This is a genomic window from Pedobacter sp. UC225_61, assembly GCF_044452285.1.
GTDB lineage: Bacteria > Bacteroidota > Bacteroidia > Sphingobacteriales > Sphingobacteriaceae > Pedobacter.
In genome coordinates this window covers 1,563,378-1,580,895 of sequence record NZ_JBIOAL010000001.1, presented here as the reverse complement: position 1 = coordinate 1,580,895, position 17,518 = coordinate 1,563,378, and the positions used below count along the sequence as shown (strand labels likewise).

General features: G+C 33.5%; 16 protein-coding genes. 4 read left to right on the top strand and 12 right to left on the bottom strand.

All coding sequences use genetic code 11. The annotated features are described in order from the left end of the window. Window positions 1-87 precede the first annotated feature (87 nt). Together ACHMWN_RS07515 and tilS are read right to left on the bottom strand one after the other, a co-directional pair. Entirely contained in the window at window positions 88-570 is a 483-nt protein-coding gene (locus ACHMWN_RS07515) for a hypothetical protein (protein WP_372817105.1), read from the bottom strand. Continuing rightward, entirely contained in the window at window positions 570-1,904 is a 1,335-nt protein-coding gene (gene tilS, locus ACHMWN_RS07510) for a tRNA lysidine(34) synthetase TilS (protein ID WP_397299200.1), read from the bottom strand. Before tilS ends, ACHMWN_RS07515 begins: the two co-directional genes overlap by 1 nt. Before the next feature lie 71 nt (window positions 1,905-1,975). On the opposite strand from tilS, the gene ACHMWN_RS07505 reads away from it, so the two are divergent. Beyond that, on the top strand, window positions 1,976-4,195 hold the full coding sequence (locus ACHMWN_RS07505; RefSeq protein WP_397299197.1) for an OstA-like protein: 2,220 nt from the start codon (window positions 1,976-1,978) through the stop codon (window positions 4,193-4,195). Window positions 4,196-4,201: 6 nt separating this feature from the next. Here the strand turns inward: ACHMWN_RS07505 and rdgB are convergent, their stop codons facing one another. Together rdgB and ACHMWN_RS07495 are read right to left on the bottom strand one after the other, a co-directional pair. Then, window positions 4,202-4,780 carry an RdgB/HAM1 family non-canonical purine NTP pyrophosphatase gene (gene rdgB, locus ACHMWN_RS07500; RefSeq protein ID WP_397299195.1) on the bottom strand — a complete coding sequence of 193 codons (579 nt, stop codon included), beginning with the start codon at window positions 4,778-4,780 and terminating at the stop codon, window positions 4,202-4,204. Beyond that, entirely contained in the window at window positions 4,773-5,384 is a 612-nt protein-coding gene (locus ACHMWN_RS07495; RefSeq protein ID WP_397299192.1) for a hypothetical protein, read from the bottom strand. The genes rdgB and ACHMWN_RS07495 overlap by 8 nt, the downstream gene beginning before the upstream one ends. Window positions 5,385-5,597: 213 nt before the next feature. On the opposite strand from ACHMWN_RS07495, the gene ACHMWN_RS07490 reads away from it, so the two are divergent. Genes ACHMWN_RS07490 through ACHMWN_RS07480 form a run of 3 tightly spaced genes read left to right on the top strand, consistent with a single transcriptional unit; the run spans window position 5,598 to window position 8,471 of the window. Beyond that, complete coding sequence (locus tag ACHMWN_RS07490) at window positions 5,598-6,083, top strand: hypothetical protein (RefSeq protein WP_397299189.1); 486 nt, start codon at window positions 5,598-5,600, stop codon at window positions 6,081-6,083. A 60-nt stretch (window positions 6,084-6,143) separates the two neighbouring features. Next, window positions 6,144-7,505 (top strand): peptidylprolyl isomerase, encoded by a 1,362-nt coding sequence (locus ACHMWN_RS07485; protein ID WP_397299188.1) that lies wholly within the window; start codon window positions 6,144-6,146, stop codon window positions 7,503-7,505. Window positions 7,506-7,508: 3 nt separating this feature from the next. Beyond that, a complete protein-coding gene (locus ACHMWN_RS07480; protein WP_397299186.1) occupies window positions 7,509-8,471 on the top strand; it encodes an AAA family ATPase in 963 nt (320 codons plus the stop codon). A 2-nt stretch (window positions 8,472-8,473) separates the two neighbouring features. Here ACHMWN_RS07480 and ACHMWN_RS07475 read toward each other — a convergent pair whose 3' ends face one another. The 8 genes from ACHMWN_RS07475 to mutL form a co-directional block, all read right to left on the bottom strand. Beyond that, window positions 8,474-9,352, bottom strand: a complete 879-nt coding sequence (locus ACHMWN_RS07475) for a glycerophosphodiester phosphodiesterase (protein WP_397299183.1) — start codon at window positions 9,350-9,352, stop codon at window positions 8,474-8,476. A gap of 145 nt (window positions 9,353-9,497) precedes the next feature. Beyond that, complete coding sequence (locus ACHMWN_RS07470) at window positions 9,498-10,352, bottom strand: nuclear transport factor 2 family protein (RefSeq protein WP_397299181.1); 855 nt, start codon at window positions 10,350-10,352, stop codon at window positions 9,498-9,500. 76 nt (window positions 10,353-10,428) lie between these two features. Then, window positions 10,429-11,418, bottom strand: coding sequence for a M28 family peptidase (locus ACHMWN_RS07465; RefSeq protein ID WP_397299178.1), 990 nt, complete (start codon window positions 11,416-11,418; stop codon window positions 10,429-10,431). 10 nt (window positions 11,419-11,428) lie between these two features. Then, the gene (cysS, locus tag ACHMWN_RS07460) at window positions 11,429-12,889 is read right to left on the bottom strand and encodes a cysteine--tRNA ligase (protein WP_397299175.1); all 1,461 of its coding nucleotides are present in this window, start codon (window positions 12,887-12,889) and stop codon (window positions 11,429-11,431) included. Between the two features lie 47 nt (window positions 12,890-12,936). Continuing rightward, complete coding sequence (locus ACHMWN_RS07455) at window positions 12,937-14,055, bottom strand: endonuclease/exonuclease/phosphatase family protein (protein WP_397299172.1); 1,119 nt, start codon at window positions 14,053-14,055, stop codon at window positions 12,937-12,939. Further along, window positions 14,055-14,900, bottom strand: a complete 846-nt coding sequence (locus ACHMWN_RS07450; RefSeq protein ID WP_397299170.1) for a rhomboid family intramembrane serine protease — start codon at window positions 14,898-14,900, stop codon at window positions 14,055-14,057. The genes ACHMWN_RS07455 and ACHMWN_RS07450 overlap by 1 nt, the downstream gene beginning before the upstream one ends. Then, on the bottom strand, window positions 14,893-15,627 hold the full coding sequence (locus ACHMWN_RS07445) for a rhomboid family intramembrane serine protease (protein ID WP_397299168.1): 735 nt from the start codon (window positions 15,625-15,627) through the stop codon (window positions 14,893-14,895). The genes ACHMWN_RS07450 and ACHMWN_RS07445 overlap by 8 nt, the downstream gene beginning before the upstream one ends. Window positions 15,628-15,629: 2 nt before the next feature. Further along, the gene (gene mutL / locus ACHMWN_RS07440; protein WP_397299165.1) at window positions 15,630-17,477 is read right to left on the bottom strand and encodes a DNA mismatch repair endonuclease MutL; all 1,848 of its coding nucleotides are present in this window, start codon (window positions 17,475-17,477) and stop codon (window positions 15,630-15,632) included. Window positions 17,478-17,518: the final 41 nt, after the last annotated feature.

The window sequence follows — 17,518 nt, the reverse complement described above, 5'->3', positions numbered from 1 at the left end:
AAGCAAATTAACCTATATCTTATTTAATTTGTGTTATCTATTGGTAATAAAATTGATGTTTAAGCAAATTGATTTAATGAAAGAAAATTAACTTCTCATTTCTTCTTGAATCACTAAATACATTTCGTTAGGGCGTTGAGTGCCAATAAAATATTCTAAACCATCTCTATCGGTTAAAACAATGGCATCTTTGCCAGAAGAATAAAAGCGAATGCTCCCCTTTTTATGTAGATTATAAACCGGATTATTAAACATATAATTGCTGTATGTCGCTTTACGCACTTTTACAATACTGTTTAAATCTATTTTAACTTTCTTAGCAGTCCACAATCCATCTATCACTACACTTTTATTCTCGATGCGTATTTTATATTGAATTAGGAATAAAAGAATAATAGAAACACCTATAATACCAAAGCCAACCACTAAAAAAAGATCTACAGTATTATCTCGATCACGCTCATAAACATAGGCGGCAAAACAAAAAGCCGCCATTACAAGCCTAATACAAATTCGGATATAATCGCGGCCGATGTATTGTTTTTCGATATAGATATTTTTATGATCCATTATGAATTTAACAGTTCGAATATAGCAACTTTTTTTGTTGTTGCAGTTACTTTATATCTATTGTCTTGTCGTAAACCTACAACCCAAATTATTTCTCCATTTCCATTAATAATCAACGGAATTTTTTCCTTTTGCGGTAATGGCACTTTACTATCAATTAAAAAATCGCTTAACTTTTTATACTGTTTCATTCCTAATGGCATAAATCGATCGCCATCTTGTTTAAAACGAACGACAAGAGGAAATATCAATTTATCTGCATCTATAAATGCTTTATTTCTAGTATTTTCAACTGCGTTTGAAGTAGTGTATGCAATTAAAATTTGCTGATTTTCTACTAAAATTCGCTCATCTTTTGGGTGGATAAACTGATTTTTATGCATTTGTTCTTTAGACAGAGCCGATATCATTACCTCATTTCGATTAATAGTTGCACGATGTGTATGGCTATAAAATGAAGTTCCGCTTTGCTTTGTTAACGATTCTAAAATTTCATCAACTAACTTATTAGTAAAGTGATAGGGTTTTAACAATTCGAAAAAGAGCAATTTTTGAGGTTTTAACTCCTTTATTTTTTCGATTGAAAAATAAAATTCACCATTTATTTCTCTTACAATTTCTTTACGAGTTTGTGTAATTACATTCTGTAAAACCTCTTCAGTTTGTGCAAATCGAGTTATATTTTGGGCAAAAGTGTGTTCTAAATTTGGATTAATTTCCCGCAGTTGCGGAATAACAGCTAAACGTATTTTGTTACGAGCATATTTTGTGCTTTCGTTTGAACTATCCTCAACAAAGTTGATGTCATTTTCTTTCACCAACTCATCAATTTGGTGTCGTGATAAAAACAACAATGGCCTGATTAATTTATCTCTTTTCGGCAAAATACCATGCATACCACTTATGCCTGTACCACGTGTTAAGTTGAGCAATAGCGTTTCAATAGAATCATTTTGGTGATGCGCTAAGGCAATAAAATTGTAGCCATTTTCTTGCCTTAGCGTTTCAAACCATTGATAACGCAAATCTCTTGCAGCCATTTGAATAGACAGGTGATGTCCATTCGCATAAGCTTTCGCATCAAAATGTACTACGTGATATGATACTCCTAAAGTTGTTGCGAGTAATTTCACAAAAGCCTCATCGCGTTGAGATTCATCGCCTCGCAAATTAAAATTACAGTGCGCTATACTAAACTGAAAGCCTGCGAGTTTAAATAGCTGAACCATCAAAGCCGAATCCTTGCCTCCACTTACAGCCAACAAGATTTTATCTAGTTTAGAGAAAAGGGCATTTTTTTTGATATAATCAGTAAACTGCTGTAGCGGTAACATGTTTCAAAAATATTTAATTTAACCGTGATAAGCTTACATCATTAAAAAAAAATAAAACATAACTTTGTAAAGTGCAGAAATTACGCTTTTTCTTTCTTTTGTTACTCTTTCCCAGCATTTTGTTTGCGCAACAGCGAACTAAAGTTGAATTAGTTTCTTCTGATCGTTTGACTGTGGACACTAAAACAAATGTAAACTATGTTATAAATCCCGTTTTTAGGCAAGATAATGCTACATTAAGATCTGATAGTGCGGTATTTTATAAAGATCGTAATTACTTTGAAGCTTTTAAAAACGTTCATATTAACCAAGGCGATACAGTAAATATTTACTCTGATTTTTTAAATTATGATGGAAATGCAAAAAAAGCGCATTTATCAAATAATGTAAAAATGATTGATCCAACTTCTACATTGACTACCAACATTTTGGATTACAATATGGCCACTAAAATTGGGGAATACAGTACCGGAGGGAAAATTGTAAATAAAGATGTCATATTAACCAGTAAAAGAGGCTATTATTTTGCCAATACTAAAGATGCTTATTTTAGGTATAATGTTGTAGTTGTTACACCACAAAGCACTATTAAATCAGATACATTACGTTATAACACCTTTACCAATTGGACTTACTTTTACGGCCCGACGAATATTAAAGGGAAAGATGATAATTTATATACTGAAAATGGTGCTTATAACACCAAAAGTGAAAATGCGTATTTCGGTAAAAAAAATCTTTATACACAAAATACAAAATCATTAAAAGGTGATAGTTTATACTATTACGGTAAAACGGGATATGGTAGAGCAGTAAAGAATATTGTATTTATTGATACTTCTGACAGAACACTTTTAAGGGGGCAATTAGGTGAATATTACAAAGCGGATGAACGTGTAGTTGTAACAAAAAATGCATATTTCGGTATGGCAACTAAAGATTCCATTACGGTCAATAAAAAGAAGATACCAGATACATTATGGCTTGGTGCAGATACTTTACAAACGCAAAAAGTTTTACAACATACCTTGAAATTGCTGAATAAACCGGTTATTCAAAAAGATAATGAGGTAGGTGCTGAAGATGACAAAGCGAAGGAAGAAAAAGAGAAGGAAAAAGCTGAAGCTAGAAAAGCTGCTGCCGCTGCACAAGCCGTAAAAAAACCAGCTGTCATAAATCTTGAAACGAAAAAACTGAGCAAAAAAGAAAAAAAACTAGCGGAAGAAAAGGCTAAAGATTTAAAAAATAATCCGCCACCACCTAAATTATTGGATAGTCCAAAGGTTAATGTTGACAGTATAAAAACAGATAGTTTAAAAAAGATACTGCCATTAACTACTCAAAATAAAACGATAGCATCAAGCAAAAAAGATTCCGTTCAAGCTGATAAAAAAATTGCACTAAAATCAGACTATAAAAAGGCGATTTCGAATACGACAAATGTAAAACCAAAAACTTCAAGTGCTAATCTGCTTAAAAAGGATAGTGTAGCTGTTTTTAACCCTGCTGATACAGTAAGGACCCGAGTTATTAAGGCATTTCACAACGTAAGGGTTTATAAATCTAATATGCAAGCAAAAGCAGATTCTTTGTTTTATACCGCCGCTGATTCTACTCTGCGTTGGTATAAAAATCCGATTTTATGGTCGGAAGGAACACAGCAAACAGGAGACACCATTCATGTTTTTTTCAAGAACGACAAAATTCATAGTTTTCAAGTTTTACAAAATGGATTTTTAGTGAATGTAGAAACAGATTCTACCAAATTTAATCAGGTAAAAGGGAAAAAAATTACAGGCTTTTTTAGAGAAGGGGAATTAAGAAATATGTATGTGGATGGCAATGCCGAAAGCATTTACTATTCGAAAGATGACAAAGGTAATTATGACAAAATGAACCAATCTGTGAGTAGTCGGATTAAATTTTTATTTAAAGATAAAGAGCTAACAGACATTTTATACATTAAAGAAGCTGAGGGAGCAACAAATCCAATGAATAAATTGCCAAAGGAAACAACTTTAACAGGTTTCATTTGGAAGCCCGAATTAAGGCCTGTAAGCAAAGCTGATATTATTAAAGGTAAACCCGTTGCTAAGTCAACTTCCAAAAACACAACAACAAAACCAGCCGTAAAAGTTATAGGGAATGATGCGTCTGGTATAAAACCGATTTTACCAACCAAAAAGCCAGCAGCAGATCTAAACAAAAGTAAAACAACGCCCATTAAACCTGCCGTTGTTCCTCCTGTAAAAGTTGATACTATTAAAAAGAAAATTCAATCTGTAAATTAAGTGGATTTAGCTTTCTTGTAAAAAAGCGATTAGTTTTTGCATGGCTAATGCTCTGTGGCTAATTTTATTCTTTTGCTCCATTTCCATTTCGGCAAAAGTGATAGAATAGCCATTTGGCTCAAATATTGGATCGTAGCCAAAACCTTTTTCTCCTACTGGTGTCGTTCTCAATTTGCCGTAAATTACCCCTTCAAAAAGATGATTTTTCCCATTTTGGATTAAAGAAATAACAGTTTTAAATTGGGCATTACGATTGGTTATGCCTTCCATTTTCTGGAGTAAGAATTTCATGTTTTCCGCATCACCTCTAGCACCGCTATATCTTGCAGAATAAATTCCAGGTTCATTATTTAAAGCCTCAACTTCCAAGCCGCTATCATCTGCAAAACAATCGATATGATAATTTTCTACAACATATGTACTTTTTAAAGTTGCGTTTTCAGCAAACGTACTTCCAGTTTCTGGAATATCTACATCACAACCAATACCTGTCAAATTTAAAATCTCATATTTAGGCGCTAACAATTCCCTAACTTCAAGGGTTTTATGGGTATTATTGGTCGCAAAAACTAATTGATTAGCCATTTTTTAGCTGCTGTAAGTTTGTCCACAGTATTTTTTTACTTGCCTGATCGCTATCTAAATCATGTAGATTCGATGTGAAAATTAATCGTGTATTACCTAATTTGCATAATTGATGTAAAGTTTGTGCAGGCAAACCTAATTGTTGAGTTTCAACTCCAAAAGACAACACCAACTGGCAATTAAAAAATCCGCTTAAATCTTCAAAAGTTACGCCATTATACTTGGCATAATTAACCAGTGCAAAATCGTTATTTGTTAACTCGATGGCTTTCACCAATTTCCGTAATAACTCAGTACCTTGCTCAGAACTCACTTTATTCACACTGTCATTTACCAAAATCAAGATACCTTTTTGATTTTTACCTAAAAACTCGAAGTTAAATTCCTTTTTTAGAATTGGTTTTGGCTCCTCAACAATTAACGGCAAATCTTCAACTGCATTTATCTCTATTATTGGCTTAGAAAGAGTTTCTTGTGGAGCGATATATGGACTTAGCTTAACTGGCTCTGCAAAAGCATTTTGCACATCATCTTTTACCAAATAAATATCATCGGTAAAAAATAAACGTAAGGCTTCAGCGTTACTTGTTAGTTGGTTATCCATCTTATCTTTTTAATGAAAATTATTTTCTGTTAAAATTAGTTAAATATCTTATTATAGCGCCTTAAATTGTTACTTTTATCCATTAAAATTATATAGCTGTTGTCTTTTGTGAGAAAAGTCTGTTGCATTTTTATTTTATGTTTTTTTACCTGCGTTACATTTGCACAAAATGTCGCTTCTGTTAATGGAAAATCAATTAGCAGTAAGGAGTTTATGTGGGTTTATAAAAAAAATCATGCGGGTATTGCAACTGCTTCTTATCAGGATTTAGCATCTTACTTAGATCTTTACTTAAATTTCAAATTAAAGGTGGCTGAGGCAAAAGCAATGAATTTAGATGCTGATACTGCTTATAAAAAGGAAATTAACGGGTACGAAAATGCGTTAAAAGCTCAAAAAAAGACTTCTCCGAAAAATATCGAGTATAATTTTATTATGAATGAATATAGAGAAGGCGTTTTGATGTTTAATGTATCTGAAAAAAAGATTTGGAGTAAACTACAAGATAGCGAAGCTGCAATTGAAGATTTTTACAACAAAAACATAAATGCTTATCAGGGTAAAAGTTACGATGAAGTACGTGGACAAGTTACGGCAGATTATCAACAAAGCTTAGAAAACGCATGGATTAAAACCTTAAGAGCAAAATATACAGTAAAGATTAACGAAGACGAATTAAGAAAGCTTGCCAAGCCTTAACCAGCTTATAAAGCGAATAATATTAACTTTGCACTAGAAATACAATTGAACAAAAATAGAATGAAGAAATTTTTATTAATAGCAGGCGGTTTAATGTGTCTGTTTTTAAATGTACAAGCACAAAAAACAAACCTCGATAAAGTTGTTGCGGTAGTAGGAAGTAATATTATCCTCTTATCTGATTTAAATCAACAATATGCTATTTATTTAAATCAAGGTAATCCAGCAGATGAAAAGGCTAAATGTTATTTTTTGCAACAAATGTTGGTTCAAAAATTATTAAAACAACAAGCCGAAATAGATTCAATTATGGTAGATGACAGCCAAGTTGATGATGAACTTGATAAACGTATGCGTTACCAAATACAACGTATGGGTGGACAAGAGCGCTTAGAGCAATTTCTTCAAAAATCTGTATTGCAGTACAAAGATGAGATGAGACCAGATATCAAAGAAGGTTTGATTGCTCAAAAAATGCAAGCTAAAATTACCGAGAATACTAACGTTACTCCATTAGAAGTTAAAAAGTATTTCGAAACATATAAAAAAGACAGTTTACCAGATATTGGTACTGAAGTTGAAATTGGTGAAATTGCTTTATATCCAAAATTAACTAAAGCCGAAAAGCAAAAATATTACGATAAACTTGATGCAATTAGGTTGCGTATTAAAAGCGGTGAAGACTTTAGTTTCTTAGCTAAAACGTATTCTGAAGATCCAGGTTCTGCATCTGAAGGTGGTGATTTAGGTTTTTTTGACAGAAGTCAAATGGTTAAGGAGTTTACAGCTATGGCATTTAAACTAAAAGCGGGCGAAATGTCTCCAGTTTTCGAAACTGAAAACGGTTATCATATTTTACAAGTAATTGAGCGCCGTGGCGAGCAAGTACATGCAAGACATATATTAATTCGCCCACAAACTACACCTGCAAGTTTAGAGCGAGTTAAGTTAAAAGCAGATAGTATTTACAAAGACATTACTGATAAAAAATTACCTTTCTTTACGGCTGCTTCTACCTATTCAGACAACAAAGAAACTCAATACAATGGTGGTATGATGTTGTATGCAGATAACCAAACTGCAAGAACAACTTTTATTCCAGTAGAGAAATTAGATCCTGCTGTGTTTGTAGTAATTGACACCATGAAAGTTGGTAATATCTCTAAACCAGTTGCATTTAACAATCCACAAGATGGAAAAGAAGGTTATAAAATTTTCTTATTAAAATCTAAAATACCTCCTCATAAAGGTAATTTAGAGCAAGATTATCCTAAATTTAAAGAAAGAGCGCAAAGCGAAAAACAAGCTCGTGTAATGAGTGAATGGTTTCAAAAACGTAAAGAAACTACTTATATTAGAGTTGATGATGAGTTTGCAACCTGTGATGAGATGAAACTTTGGGTTAATAAGGATAAAAAATAAAGAATGCAGTTTACTAACGAGGTCGAAGCCGTAGACGCCCTGCACCAGTCTTTTAAAAACATTAAAGCCGAAATTGGTAAAGTTGTTATTGGGCAGGATGAAATTATAAAATCTGTTCTTATTGCAATTTTTAGCAATGGACATTGTTTATTGGTTGGCGTTCCTGGTTTGGCAAAAACGTTATTAGTTCAAACGGTAGCAAATGTTTTAGACCTCGATTTTAATCGCATACAATTTACACCAGATTTAATGCCTAGCGATATAATTGGGGCAGAAATTTTAGGAGAAGATCGTCACTTTAAGTTTATAAAAGGCCCAATATTTTCTAATATTATTTTGGCAGATGAGATTAATCGTACACCGCCAAAAACGCAAGCCGCTTTATTAGAAGCGATGCAAGAAAAAGCGGTTACCGCAGCCGGTCATACTCATATTTTACCTCAACCTTTTTTCGTTTTAGCTACTCAAAACCCTATTGAACAAGAAGGCACATACCCTCTTCCAGAAGCTCAGTTAGATCGTTTCATGTTCAATATTCAGTTAAATTATCCAGCATTTGCTGATGAATTGACAATTGTAAAAAACACAACGAGTAATAGAGAAGTTAAGTTGGAGAAAATTATAAATGCTAAGGAAATTCAATATTTCCAGAAGTTGATTAGAAATATTCCAGTTACTGATAATGTATTGGAATATGCTGTTAAACTAGCTGCTAAAACTCGTCCAAATACTGCATTAGCATCAGAAACTATTAATGATTATGTCTCTTGGGGTGCTGGCCCAAGAGCATCTCAGTTTTTAGTGTTGGGCGCTAAATGTCATGCCGCCATTTCTGGCAAATATGCCCCAGATATTGAAGATGTTCAAGCGGTTGCTGAACCTATTTTACGCCATAGAATTGTGCGTAATTACAGAGCAGAAGCTGAAGGTTTAGCTATCGAGCAGATTATAAAAGATTTGTTTTAAGCTTATTTCAACTGTCCCATTAAATTGGGATAATCTGTTATAATTCCATCCACACCAAGGTTCATCATGTATTCAATATCTTTTATTGAGTTTACCGTCCATGGAATAATTTTAACTCCTGCCGCATGACATTTATCCACTAAATTCTTCCCTACTAAAACAGAATACGGGCTATAAATAGTTGGGTTAAATCCTAAATCCTTAATGTTATTTTCGAAGTCTTCCTTTTCATCGATGCCTAAGGAGGTCCGTATTTTAGGATATTTTTTATGGAGATATTGCAACGTACGCATATCAAAGGATTGAATAATTACTCTTTTTTCTAGCTTTTTCTTTTTCACAATTTCCATTACGATGTCTACGAATTCTTCTGGGCTTGGTTGAAATTCTACGTCGCCTTTTCGGATTAGTTTAGTTTCGATGTTATAATCAGGTTTTGCCAATTTATTCAGCTTCACATAGGTTTCAACTGAATCTATTAATTCTCCCAACAAAGGTTTATAAGCTTTAATTTTTTGTTGACCAGGAAAACGAGGATGAACTTTACTGCCTACATCGAATTTCTTTACTTCGTCATACTCCATTTTAAAGATGTTATACTTTTTTTCATCCTTTAATGAGATTGATTTTCCGTCTGGTGTTAAACTAAATTCGTGATTAAAATAAGGTTCTTGAGATACAACTGCTTGTCGATCTTTAGAAATTACAATATCCATTTCCAAAGTTGTAGCACCTAATTGCAATCCTTTTATCATTGCAGGAATTGTATTTTCTGGCATTATTCCTCTAGCACCACGATGGCCTTGTACATCGAACTTTTGTTGAGCTAATACGCTTAAAGAAATACTTAATAATGAAACTAATAGTAGGTGTTTTTTCATGCCTGAATTGTCTTCAATAATAACGCCAAAGATTACTATTTATGCGTATCTAATCAATCTAAAACACCTATAAACAAAAAAGGATTTCAGCATAGCCGAAATCCTTAAGATTTATATTTGGTAGTTCCGATAGCTATCGGGAAGGTTAGCGTTCTGCCAAGGTAAAAATTTGGCTCATAATATTCCAGTTTCCATCAGATTGACGTTCCCAGATAAATACATAATGGAAGCTTTCACGTAAATCAGTTTTATAATCTATTGTAGCTACACCAAATGTATAGGCTAAATCCCCTCCCAAAGCCTTATCTGCTGAAGTAGTTTTTAAACTAATCTTATCAATCATTCTATTATTAAATGCTTGAATATTTTCTTTTCCAACAATTGTTTCAGTTCCCGGAAACATCAATTGCGCATCTTTATTTAAAAAACCAGCAAAAGCACTTGCACCATATGATTTTAAGGTAGTATTTAATGTTTTTTCTGTAGTTAAAATAACTTCTCTACCTGCTTTTAGTTCCTTGTCTGTGGTATATTTTGGAATAAAATGATCTTTAGGTTCTACAAAATTAGTGGTCACTTTGTTTAAAGGTTTATTGGTCTCTGCACCTAAATCTAAAATGAATTTCCAGTTCCCATTTTCTACTCTCCAAACTGAAAGATAGTGCCCGTACGCTTTTTTCTCACCATTAACTATATAATTTCCACTTGTAATACCCCAGTTTCCGCTTCTAGATACTCTTGCGTAAGTTGGTGTCCAGTTTAAATTTTTCATATCTGGCGCCGTTGCATAGAAAGTTTTGGCATTTATAGGATTTGGTCTGAAAACCAATGCATCAGATGCTGCATATTTATTAAAAGCAGCTTTTGTTCCATCTTTTACTGCTTCTTCTGCAAATGCTTTTTCTGCATTAACTAAAGACTTTGTAGTGCCATCTGATTTTTGCGCAAATGCACTTACACTAATTGTAGCAACTAAAACTGAATAAATAATCTTTTTCATCATGATAAGTAAAATAGTGTTGCGAATATAGGATTTGAACTGTAAGACTTCCTAAAAAGTAATTAACAATTACACATTAAGCGGATGGTTTTTCTCTATAAATAGCTTCTAATACCGTTTGACCTACTGCTTTCAATGTATTTTTGTCGATATTATTTAAATTATCTAATTGTGTATGCCAATTCATATAAAAACCAGCAGCATCTGTGTAATGAATAATGTCGATGCAAGGAATTCCAGCTTGATTTACCCAAAAATGATCATCAATTAAGCTACCTGACGTTACATTTATAAAATAGGCAGAATAGCCGATTTCATTTCCAATATCCCAAACTTTTTTCACAATCGCAGGAGCGTATTTTCTAGAAATTTCATCCTGAGCAAATTGTGCATTTCCACCGCCAACCATATCTAAGTTGATGGCATATAAAGGTTTATATCCTTTTACTGGCGGATTTTTGGCCCAATATTGTGAGCCAATGCACCATGTGGTTTCGTTTTGGGATTCATCTTTTGATTTTCCATAATCTTCAATGTCCCACAAAATAAAATCTACCCCAACATTAGGTTGCTTTTGTTGAATTTGACGAGCCATTTCTAACATTACAGCTACCCCACTTGCACCATCGTTTGCCGCATCAAAAGGCTTATCATGCATATTCACATCAGGATCCTGATCTGAAAACGGACGGGCATCCCAATGGGCAGTTATTAAAACTCGTTGTGTTTTTTCAGGATTAAAGGCTACAATAATATTTTTTAATCGGTGACTTTTTCCATCATAAGTTTTTGAAGGTGCTTCTTGTACAAACACTTCACCACCAAAAGATTTAAATTTATTTACTAAATATTTAGCACAATTAGCATGCGCTTCAGTTGATGGAATTCGAGGGCCAAAATCTACTTGAGCTTTAGTATAGGCAAAAGCGCTGTCTGGATTAAAATCTGGGGAAGTTAGTTTTACAACCTGTTCAGTTTCTTCTTTCGTTTCTTTTTTATCAGATGTACACGCCTGAAAAGTGAATGTTGCTACCAGAGCAATGATTAAAAATTTTCTATTTATCATTTGGTACTATTTAAGATTTACTCCAAGTCGTTCCGTCTTTGCTATCTTTTAATTGGATACCAATATTCTGCAAGCCTACACGGATCATATCAGAAGTTGCGTAATCTTTATTTTCTTTGGCATCTTTTCGCAGAGCGATGACCATATCTAACACCTCATTTAATTCAGTATTACTGGTATCTTCATCTTTCAAACCAAAAACTTCAAAGATAAAATCATGCATTAAGATTGTCAATTTATCCAATTCTGTTGCAGAAATTTTTAATGTACCATCGTAAACTGTATTTACAATTCTAACCGCTTCAAATAATTCAGCAATCACAACAGGGCTGTTAAAATCGTCGTTCATTGCATTTTCGCAATTCTCACGTAGTGGATCAATTTCTACCTCACCAATTTCGCTCGCAACAAGTTTAGGCAATAAGCTAACCGCATTCATTAATCTTCTAAAACCTTTTTCAGATGCATCTAAAGCATCGTTAGAAAAATCAAGCGTGCTACGGTAATGTGCTTGTAGCATAAAAAACTTAACCGTCATTGGGCTATATCCTTTACGCAACAGCGGATGATTTCCTGTAAACAATTCTCCTGGCAAGAAACCATTACCTGCCGATTTAGACATACGAGTACCATTTACCGTCAACATATTTGTATGCATCCAGTATTTAGCAGGCTGATGATGGCTACATGCTTCTGATTGTGCAATTTCATTGGTATGGTGCGTTGCCGCTAAATCCATTCCACCACCGTGTATATCAAATTCCTGCCCTAAATATTTAGCGCTCATTGCCGAACACTCAATATGCCAACCAGGAAAACCCATTCCCCATGGAGAAGTCCATTGCATTAATGTCTCTGGTTTGGCTTTAATCCAAAGCGCAAAATCGAGTCTACCATGTTTATCATCTTGTCCGCCCAACTCCCTGGTGTTTGCCAGCATATCTTCTAAATTACGGTTGGTTAAAATGGTATAATTATATTTTTGACTATATTTTTCTACATCGAAATATATTGTTCCATCTACTTCATACGCATACCCATTATCGATAATTTTTTTAATCATTTCGATTTGCTCGATAATATGCCCAGTTGCTGTTGGTTCTATACTTGGTGGCAAGGTGTTAAATACTCGCATCACATCGTGAAAACCTAAGGTGTATTTCTGAACAATCTCCATTGGTTCCAATTGTTCCAATTTCGCTCTTTTAGCAAATTTATCATCACCTTCATCTCGGTCTCCCTCTAAGTGGCCAGCATCGGTTATATTTCTTACATAGCGAACTTTATACCCACTATATTTTAAGTATCTAAAGATTAAATCGAATGAAATAAAAGTGCGACAATTACCCAAATGCACATCACTATAAACTGTTGGACCACATACATACATACCTACATGTGGGGCATTTAATGGTTTAAATAATTCCTTTTTTCGTGTAATGGTATTGTATAATTGAAGATCTTGTTTCATGCTACAAATGTAAATAAAAAGAGATTAATAGAGGGATGAAGCTAGCATTAGCGCTTGGTTGTTTTTAAACGTAAGTCGCTACGCAAAGGGAAATGATCAGATAATTTAGCTTGGATAATATGATAATTTGTAACTTCAATATCTTTAGTGGTGGCAATATAATCGATCTGAAAATTAGGAAATTTACCATTATAAGTTCTTCCCAATCCCCGGCCTTGTTTGATAAAAGCATTATTAAGTGAATCGGTAATTTTAGTTACCGCATAAGATGCGGGTGTATCATTAAAATCGCCGGCAACTAAATATGATGTTGTACAAGTTTTCATGTGTGCTTTCACTAAATCAACTTGTTCGCTACGTTTTTTAAACGCATTTTTCAGCATCCGTAAAATTCTTTTAGAAGAATTCATCTCGGCATCCATTTCTTTTGTTACCTTTTCTAAATAGGAGTAATCTTCACTACCAAATGAAATGGATTGTAAATGAACATTATATACTCTTAAAGATTGCCCATTAATATCTAAATCCACAAAAATACTCCCATTTCCTGCATCAGGTCCGAACACTATATTTCCTTTATTTTGTATGGGATATTTGGAGAAAATAGCTAAACCAATTGCTTCAGATCGGCTTTCCATTGTAGGTTGGAAATAATAATATTTTGTATTTAATAGTTTCATTAAACTATCTACCGTGTCATATGGGCCTTTATAACGGCTATAAAACTCCTGAAAGCAAATAACATCTGGATTTTGCGTTTTCACAATTCCCAACATTTTCTCTTTTACTTTCTCTGTTATTTCTTCACCGTAAGGTTTAAAATTATGAACATTGTAAGTCATCACTCTGACTAAACTAGCTTCTGCTTTTTCATTTTTTCCAGCAGTACCTAAAAGACCAAACGTAGCAATTAAAGAATGCCAACCAATACCAATAACGATAATCGTTAACAAGAAAAAAATCCATTTTTTACGTAAGATCCACCAAAACAGTAAAATTACATTTGCCAATAGAAAAAATGGATAGGCCAATCCGAAAAATGCGAGAATGATATGTTGACGAGGATCATTGTTACCCGCAAGCATTCCACATACTAAACCTATAGCGACTAATATTGCTATAAAAATGATCAGTTTATCGAAAAAGGTTAATTTACTTTTCTTCATTAATTCTTGCTTGCCTTAAACAAAGTCTCTTTTTCCTCTTTGCTTAATTTATCATATCCGTTTTTAGAAATTTTATCTAATATCGCATCTATTTCCTTTTGATTAACAACGCTTCCTTGTTTTTTTACATTTTCATTTCGAACTACTTTCAGTTTAGGTTTTTTCTTGAAAATGGTACTCAAATCTGTTCCATTTTGTAGCAGTTTAATGTATATAAATCCAAATAATACACCGCCTAAATGAGCTAAACTTCCACCTACATTTGGTGACATTGTTCCAATTAAATCTAATAAGATATAAACCAATAAAAGGTATTTAATTTTTATTTCACCAATAAATACTAAACGAATGCTATAATCTGGAACTAAGGTTACTAAAGCTGTAAAAATAGCCATTACACTTGCCGATGCACCTATTAATGGAATATTCTCTGCGGTTTTAAAAACAGGAACTATATTAAAAATTAAAGCATAAAAAACTGCGCCTAAAATCCCTCCACCTATATATAATACATGAAATTGACGTGGCTTCACAAAATCCAAAAGGAGTTGTCCCATCCAATATAACCAGAGCATATTGAATAAAATATGAAAGAAATCGGCATGAAAAAACTGATAGGTTAAAACGGTATAAAAGTGGCTTAACCATAATTCTGGAACTGATGGAAAAGCTAAATAATTATCTATTAAATTATTAACCAACCCTTGATAACCGGCAAAGAAAACAATTACCGAAGCTAATGATACACCTACAAAAATAAGAATACTAATGCCTATGTAAAGAAAAACCGGATTTCCAGATTTAAAAAATTTAAGCTTAAAATCGTTCCACAAACTGTTATTCATAATAATCGTAAAAGGTGTTTTTATCTTTCCAAAGTTTCACTAAAATAAAGCCAATTAAAGCTCCACCTAAATGGGCAAAGTGTGCAACAGAATCTCCCTGAATGCGTGCTACACCTAAAAACAATTCTATAACAATATAAATTGGAATAAAGTATTTAGCTTTTACGGGAACCGGTATAAACATTAGATATAATTCTACATTTGGATACAACATCGCAAAGGCCGTCATTATTCCAAAAACTGCACCTGAAGCACCAACCATTGTTCCAAAATAGATTGAAGCAATTTTTACTGAATTCGCCTCGGAAAAAAGTTGTGGATTGTAACGATCCATCGCTAATAAATCTAATGGCAAATTACCATGATTAATTACCGACCCAGTTACTTGATACAGCTCAAAAGCTTGAACGCCCCATTGTAAAGCTAAAGCGCCTAAACCTGTAATTAAATAAAAATTAATAAATCGCTTAGCTCCCCAACGACTTTCTAAAATTCCGCCAAACATGAAAAGACCAAACATATTGAAAAATATATGTGTGATATCGGCATGCATAAACATATAGGTAATTGGTTGCCAAATACCAAATTTGGGTGAATCAAAATAATGAGCCCCTAAAATTTCAGCTAAATCAATTCCTTGTTGTTTGAAAACCCAAGTTGCAACAAAGAAAATCACATTAATGATGAGCAAATTCTTTACAACTGGTGGTATATCTATGTTATTCATATTTATTTATCAAATTTCTGAGCGATTTCCGTTAATGCAATAGTTTGTATAACTGGTTTCCCACTAATGCTAAAATTAGGAGTTTTACAGGCAAAAAGTTCTTCAATTAGGGTATTCATTTCTTGTTGACTTAAAGCCGTTCCACCTTTTATTGCACTATTTTTTGCCATACTTCTGGCTAACGCATCTCTTCTATCTAATTTAAGTTCTTGTTGTGAGTTTTTAAATCCTTCTATTAAATGTTCAAACAATTGAGTTTCATTGATGTTTGCACTTCCTAAATCGACAGGAATACCTTCAATAACCAAGGTATTTTTACCAAACTCTCTTACTTCGAAACCCAAACTTTTAATATCGTCTAGCAAACTTTTGGCTAATTCATAATCATTTGGACTTAGCGTAACAGTTTGAGGGAATAAGCTTTGTTGCGATGCTCCTTTTCTATCATCCAAATGCAGTAAAAATCGTTCGTACAAAATTCGTTCGTGAGCAGCTTGTTGATCAATAATCATCACTCCAGATTTAATTTGAGAAACAATATAACGATGATGTATCTGCATAAATTGCTTTTGTACAGGTTCAAATTGATCATCCTTCTGATTTCCTAAATCAATAGACACTTGTTCTGGAACATGATGATTACTTATCTCATACAAAGACCCCCAGTTTTTACTTGGTGCTATGCTTCCTTTGCTCTCATTTCTAGAAAAAGTAGTTTGCTTTGTCTCAGTGCTTGTTGCACTAAAAGGATTAAAATCTGGATTAAAAGCAATACTCGGTGGCACAATATCTTCTGGTGCTTTATGACTTATCATACTGCTAAAACCAGTTTCTTGATTAAAATCTATAGTTGGGCTAATGTTAAATCGACCTAAAGATCTTTTTACTGCTGAATGAATAATCGCATAGATTGATTTTTCATCCAAGTATTTAATTTCTGTTTTTGTTGGATGCACATTTACATCGATTTTTGCAGGATCAATGTCAATAAATAACACGTACAATGGAAAATTATCATCAGGTAATAATTCTTGATATGCTTTATTTACAGCGTGATTCAAATAGGCATCTTTTATAAAACGATCGTTCACAAAAAAGAATTGTTCACCTCTAGTTTTCTTGGCAAATTCTGGCTTTCCAATAAATCCTTTTAGGTTAATAATCGTAGTTTCTTCTTCTACTGGAATCAATCGTTCATTGTAATTATTGCCAAACAAATGCACAATACGTTGTTTCATAGCAGATGCTGGCAAGCGATAAACTTCTAATCCATCGTGGTGTAAGCTAAAAGCGATGTGTGGTTTTGCTAAGGCAACGCGTTGAAATTCATCAATAATATGACGCATTTCTGCTGGATTACTCTTTAAAAAATTTCGTCGAGCAGGTGTATTGTAAAACAGATTTTTTATAGAAATGCTGGTGCCATTTGCTGTGGCAACAGGTTCTTGTTTAATAAAAGAAGCGCCTTCAATTTGTATCAATGTACCTAATTCATCCTCATGACGTTTGGTTTTCATTTCTACTTGTGCAATTGCAGCAATTGATGCCATTGCTTCACCTCTAAAACCCATGGTGCGTATAGCAAACAAATCTTCCGCTTTGCGAACTTTAGAAGTTGCATGACGCTCAAAGCACATTCTGGCATCAGTAATTGTCATGCCACAACCGTTGTCTATAACTTGTATTAAGGCTTTTCCAGCATCCTTAACAATCAATTGTATTTTATCCGCACCTGCATCTATGGCGTTTTCTAGTAATTCTTTTACCGCTGATGCAGGTCTTTGCACCACCTCTCCTGCTGCAATTTGATTGGCAACACTATCGGGTAAAAGTTGTATAATATCAGACATCTATATTCTTTAGTAAGGCTGCTAATTTAACTAAAATAAGG

What these genes read in the sequence shown, in the direction of transcription:
- ACHMWN_RS07495 (WP_397299192.1), bottom strand. Translation starts at nt 5,384, where the DNA reads ATGGATAACCAACTAACAAGTAACGCTGAAGCCTTACGTTTATTTTTT.
- ACHMWN_RS07470 (WP_397299181.1), bottom strand. Translation starts at nt 10,352, where the DNA reads ATGAAAAAGATTATTTATTCAGTTTTAGTTGCTACAATTAGTGTAAGT.
- ACHMWN_RS07450 (WP_397299170.1), bottom strand. Translation starts at nt 14,900, where the DNA reads ATGAATAACAGTTTGTGGAACGATTTTAAGCTTAAATTTTTTAAATCT.
- tilS (WP_397299200.1), bottom strand. Translation starts at nt 1,904, where the DNA reads ATGTTACCGCTACAGCAGTTTACTGATTATATCAAAAAAAATGCCCTT.
- mutL (WP_397299165.1), bottom strand. Translation starts at nt 17,477, where the DNA reads ATGTCTGATATTATACAACTTTTACCCGATAGTGTTGCCAATCAAATT.
- ACHMWN_RS07475 (WP_397299183.1), bottom strand. Translation starts at nt 9,352, where the DNA reads ATGAAAAAACACCTACTATTAGTTTCATTATTAAGTATTTCTTTAAGC.
- ACHMWN_RS07515 (WP_372817105.1), bottom strand. Translation starts at nt 570, where the DNA reads ATGGATCATAAAAATATCTATATCGAAAAACAATACATCGGCCGCGAT.
- ACHMWN_RS07490 (WP_397299189.1), top strand. Translation starts at nt 5,598, where the DNA reads ATGTGGGTTTATAAAAAAAATCATGCGGGTATTGCAACTGCTTCTTAT.
- ACHMWN_RS07485 (WP_397299188.1), top strand. Translation starts at nt 6,144, where the DNA reads ATGAAGAAATTTTTATTAATAGCAGGCGGTTTAATGTGTCTGTTTTTA.
- ACHMWN_RS07445 (WP_397299168.1), bottom strand. Translation starts at nt 15,627, where the DNA reads ATGAATAACATAGATATACCACCAGTTGTAAAGAATTTGCTCATCATT.
- ACHMWN_RS07465 (WP_397299178.1), bottom strand. Translation starts at nt 11,418, where the DNA reads ATGATAAATAGAAAATTTTTAATCATTGCTCTGGTAGCAACATTCACT.
- ACHMWN_RS07480 (WP_397299186.1), top strand. Translation starts at nt 7,509, where the DNA reads ATGCAGTTTACTAACGAGGTCGAAGCCGTAGACGCCCTGCACCAGTCT.
- rdgB (WP_397299195.1), bottom strand. Translation starts at nt 4,780, where the DNA reads ATGGCTAATCAATTAGTTTTTGCGACCAATAATACCCATAAAACCCTT.
- cysS (WP_397299175.1), bottom strand. Translation starts at nt 12,889, where the DNA reads ATGAAACAAGATCTTCAATTATACAATACCATTACACGAAAAAAGGAA.
- ACHMWN_RS07455 (WP_397299172.1), bottom strand. Translation starts at nt 14,055, where the DNA reads ATGAAGAAAAGTAAATTAACCTTTTTCGATAAACTGATCATTTTTATA.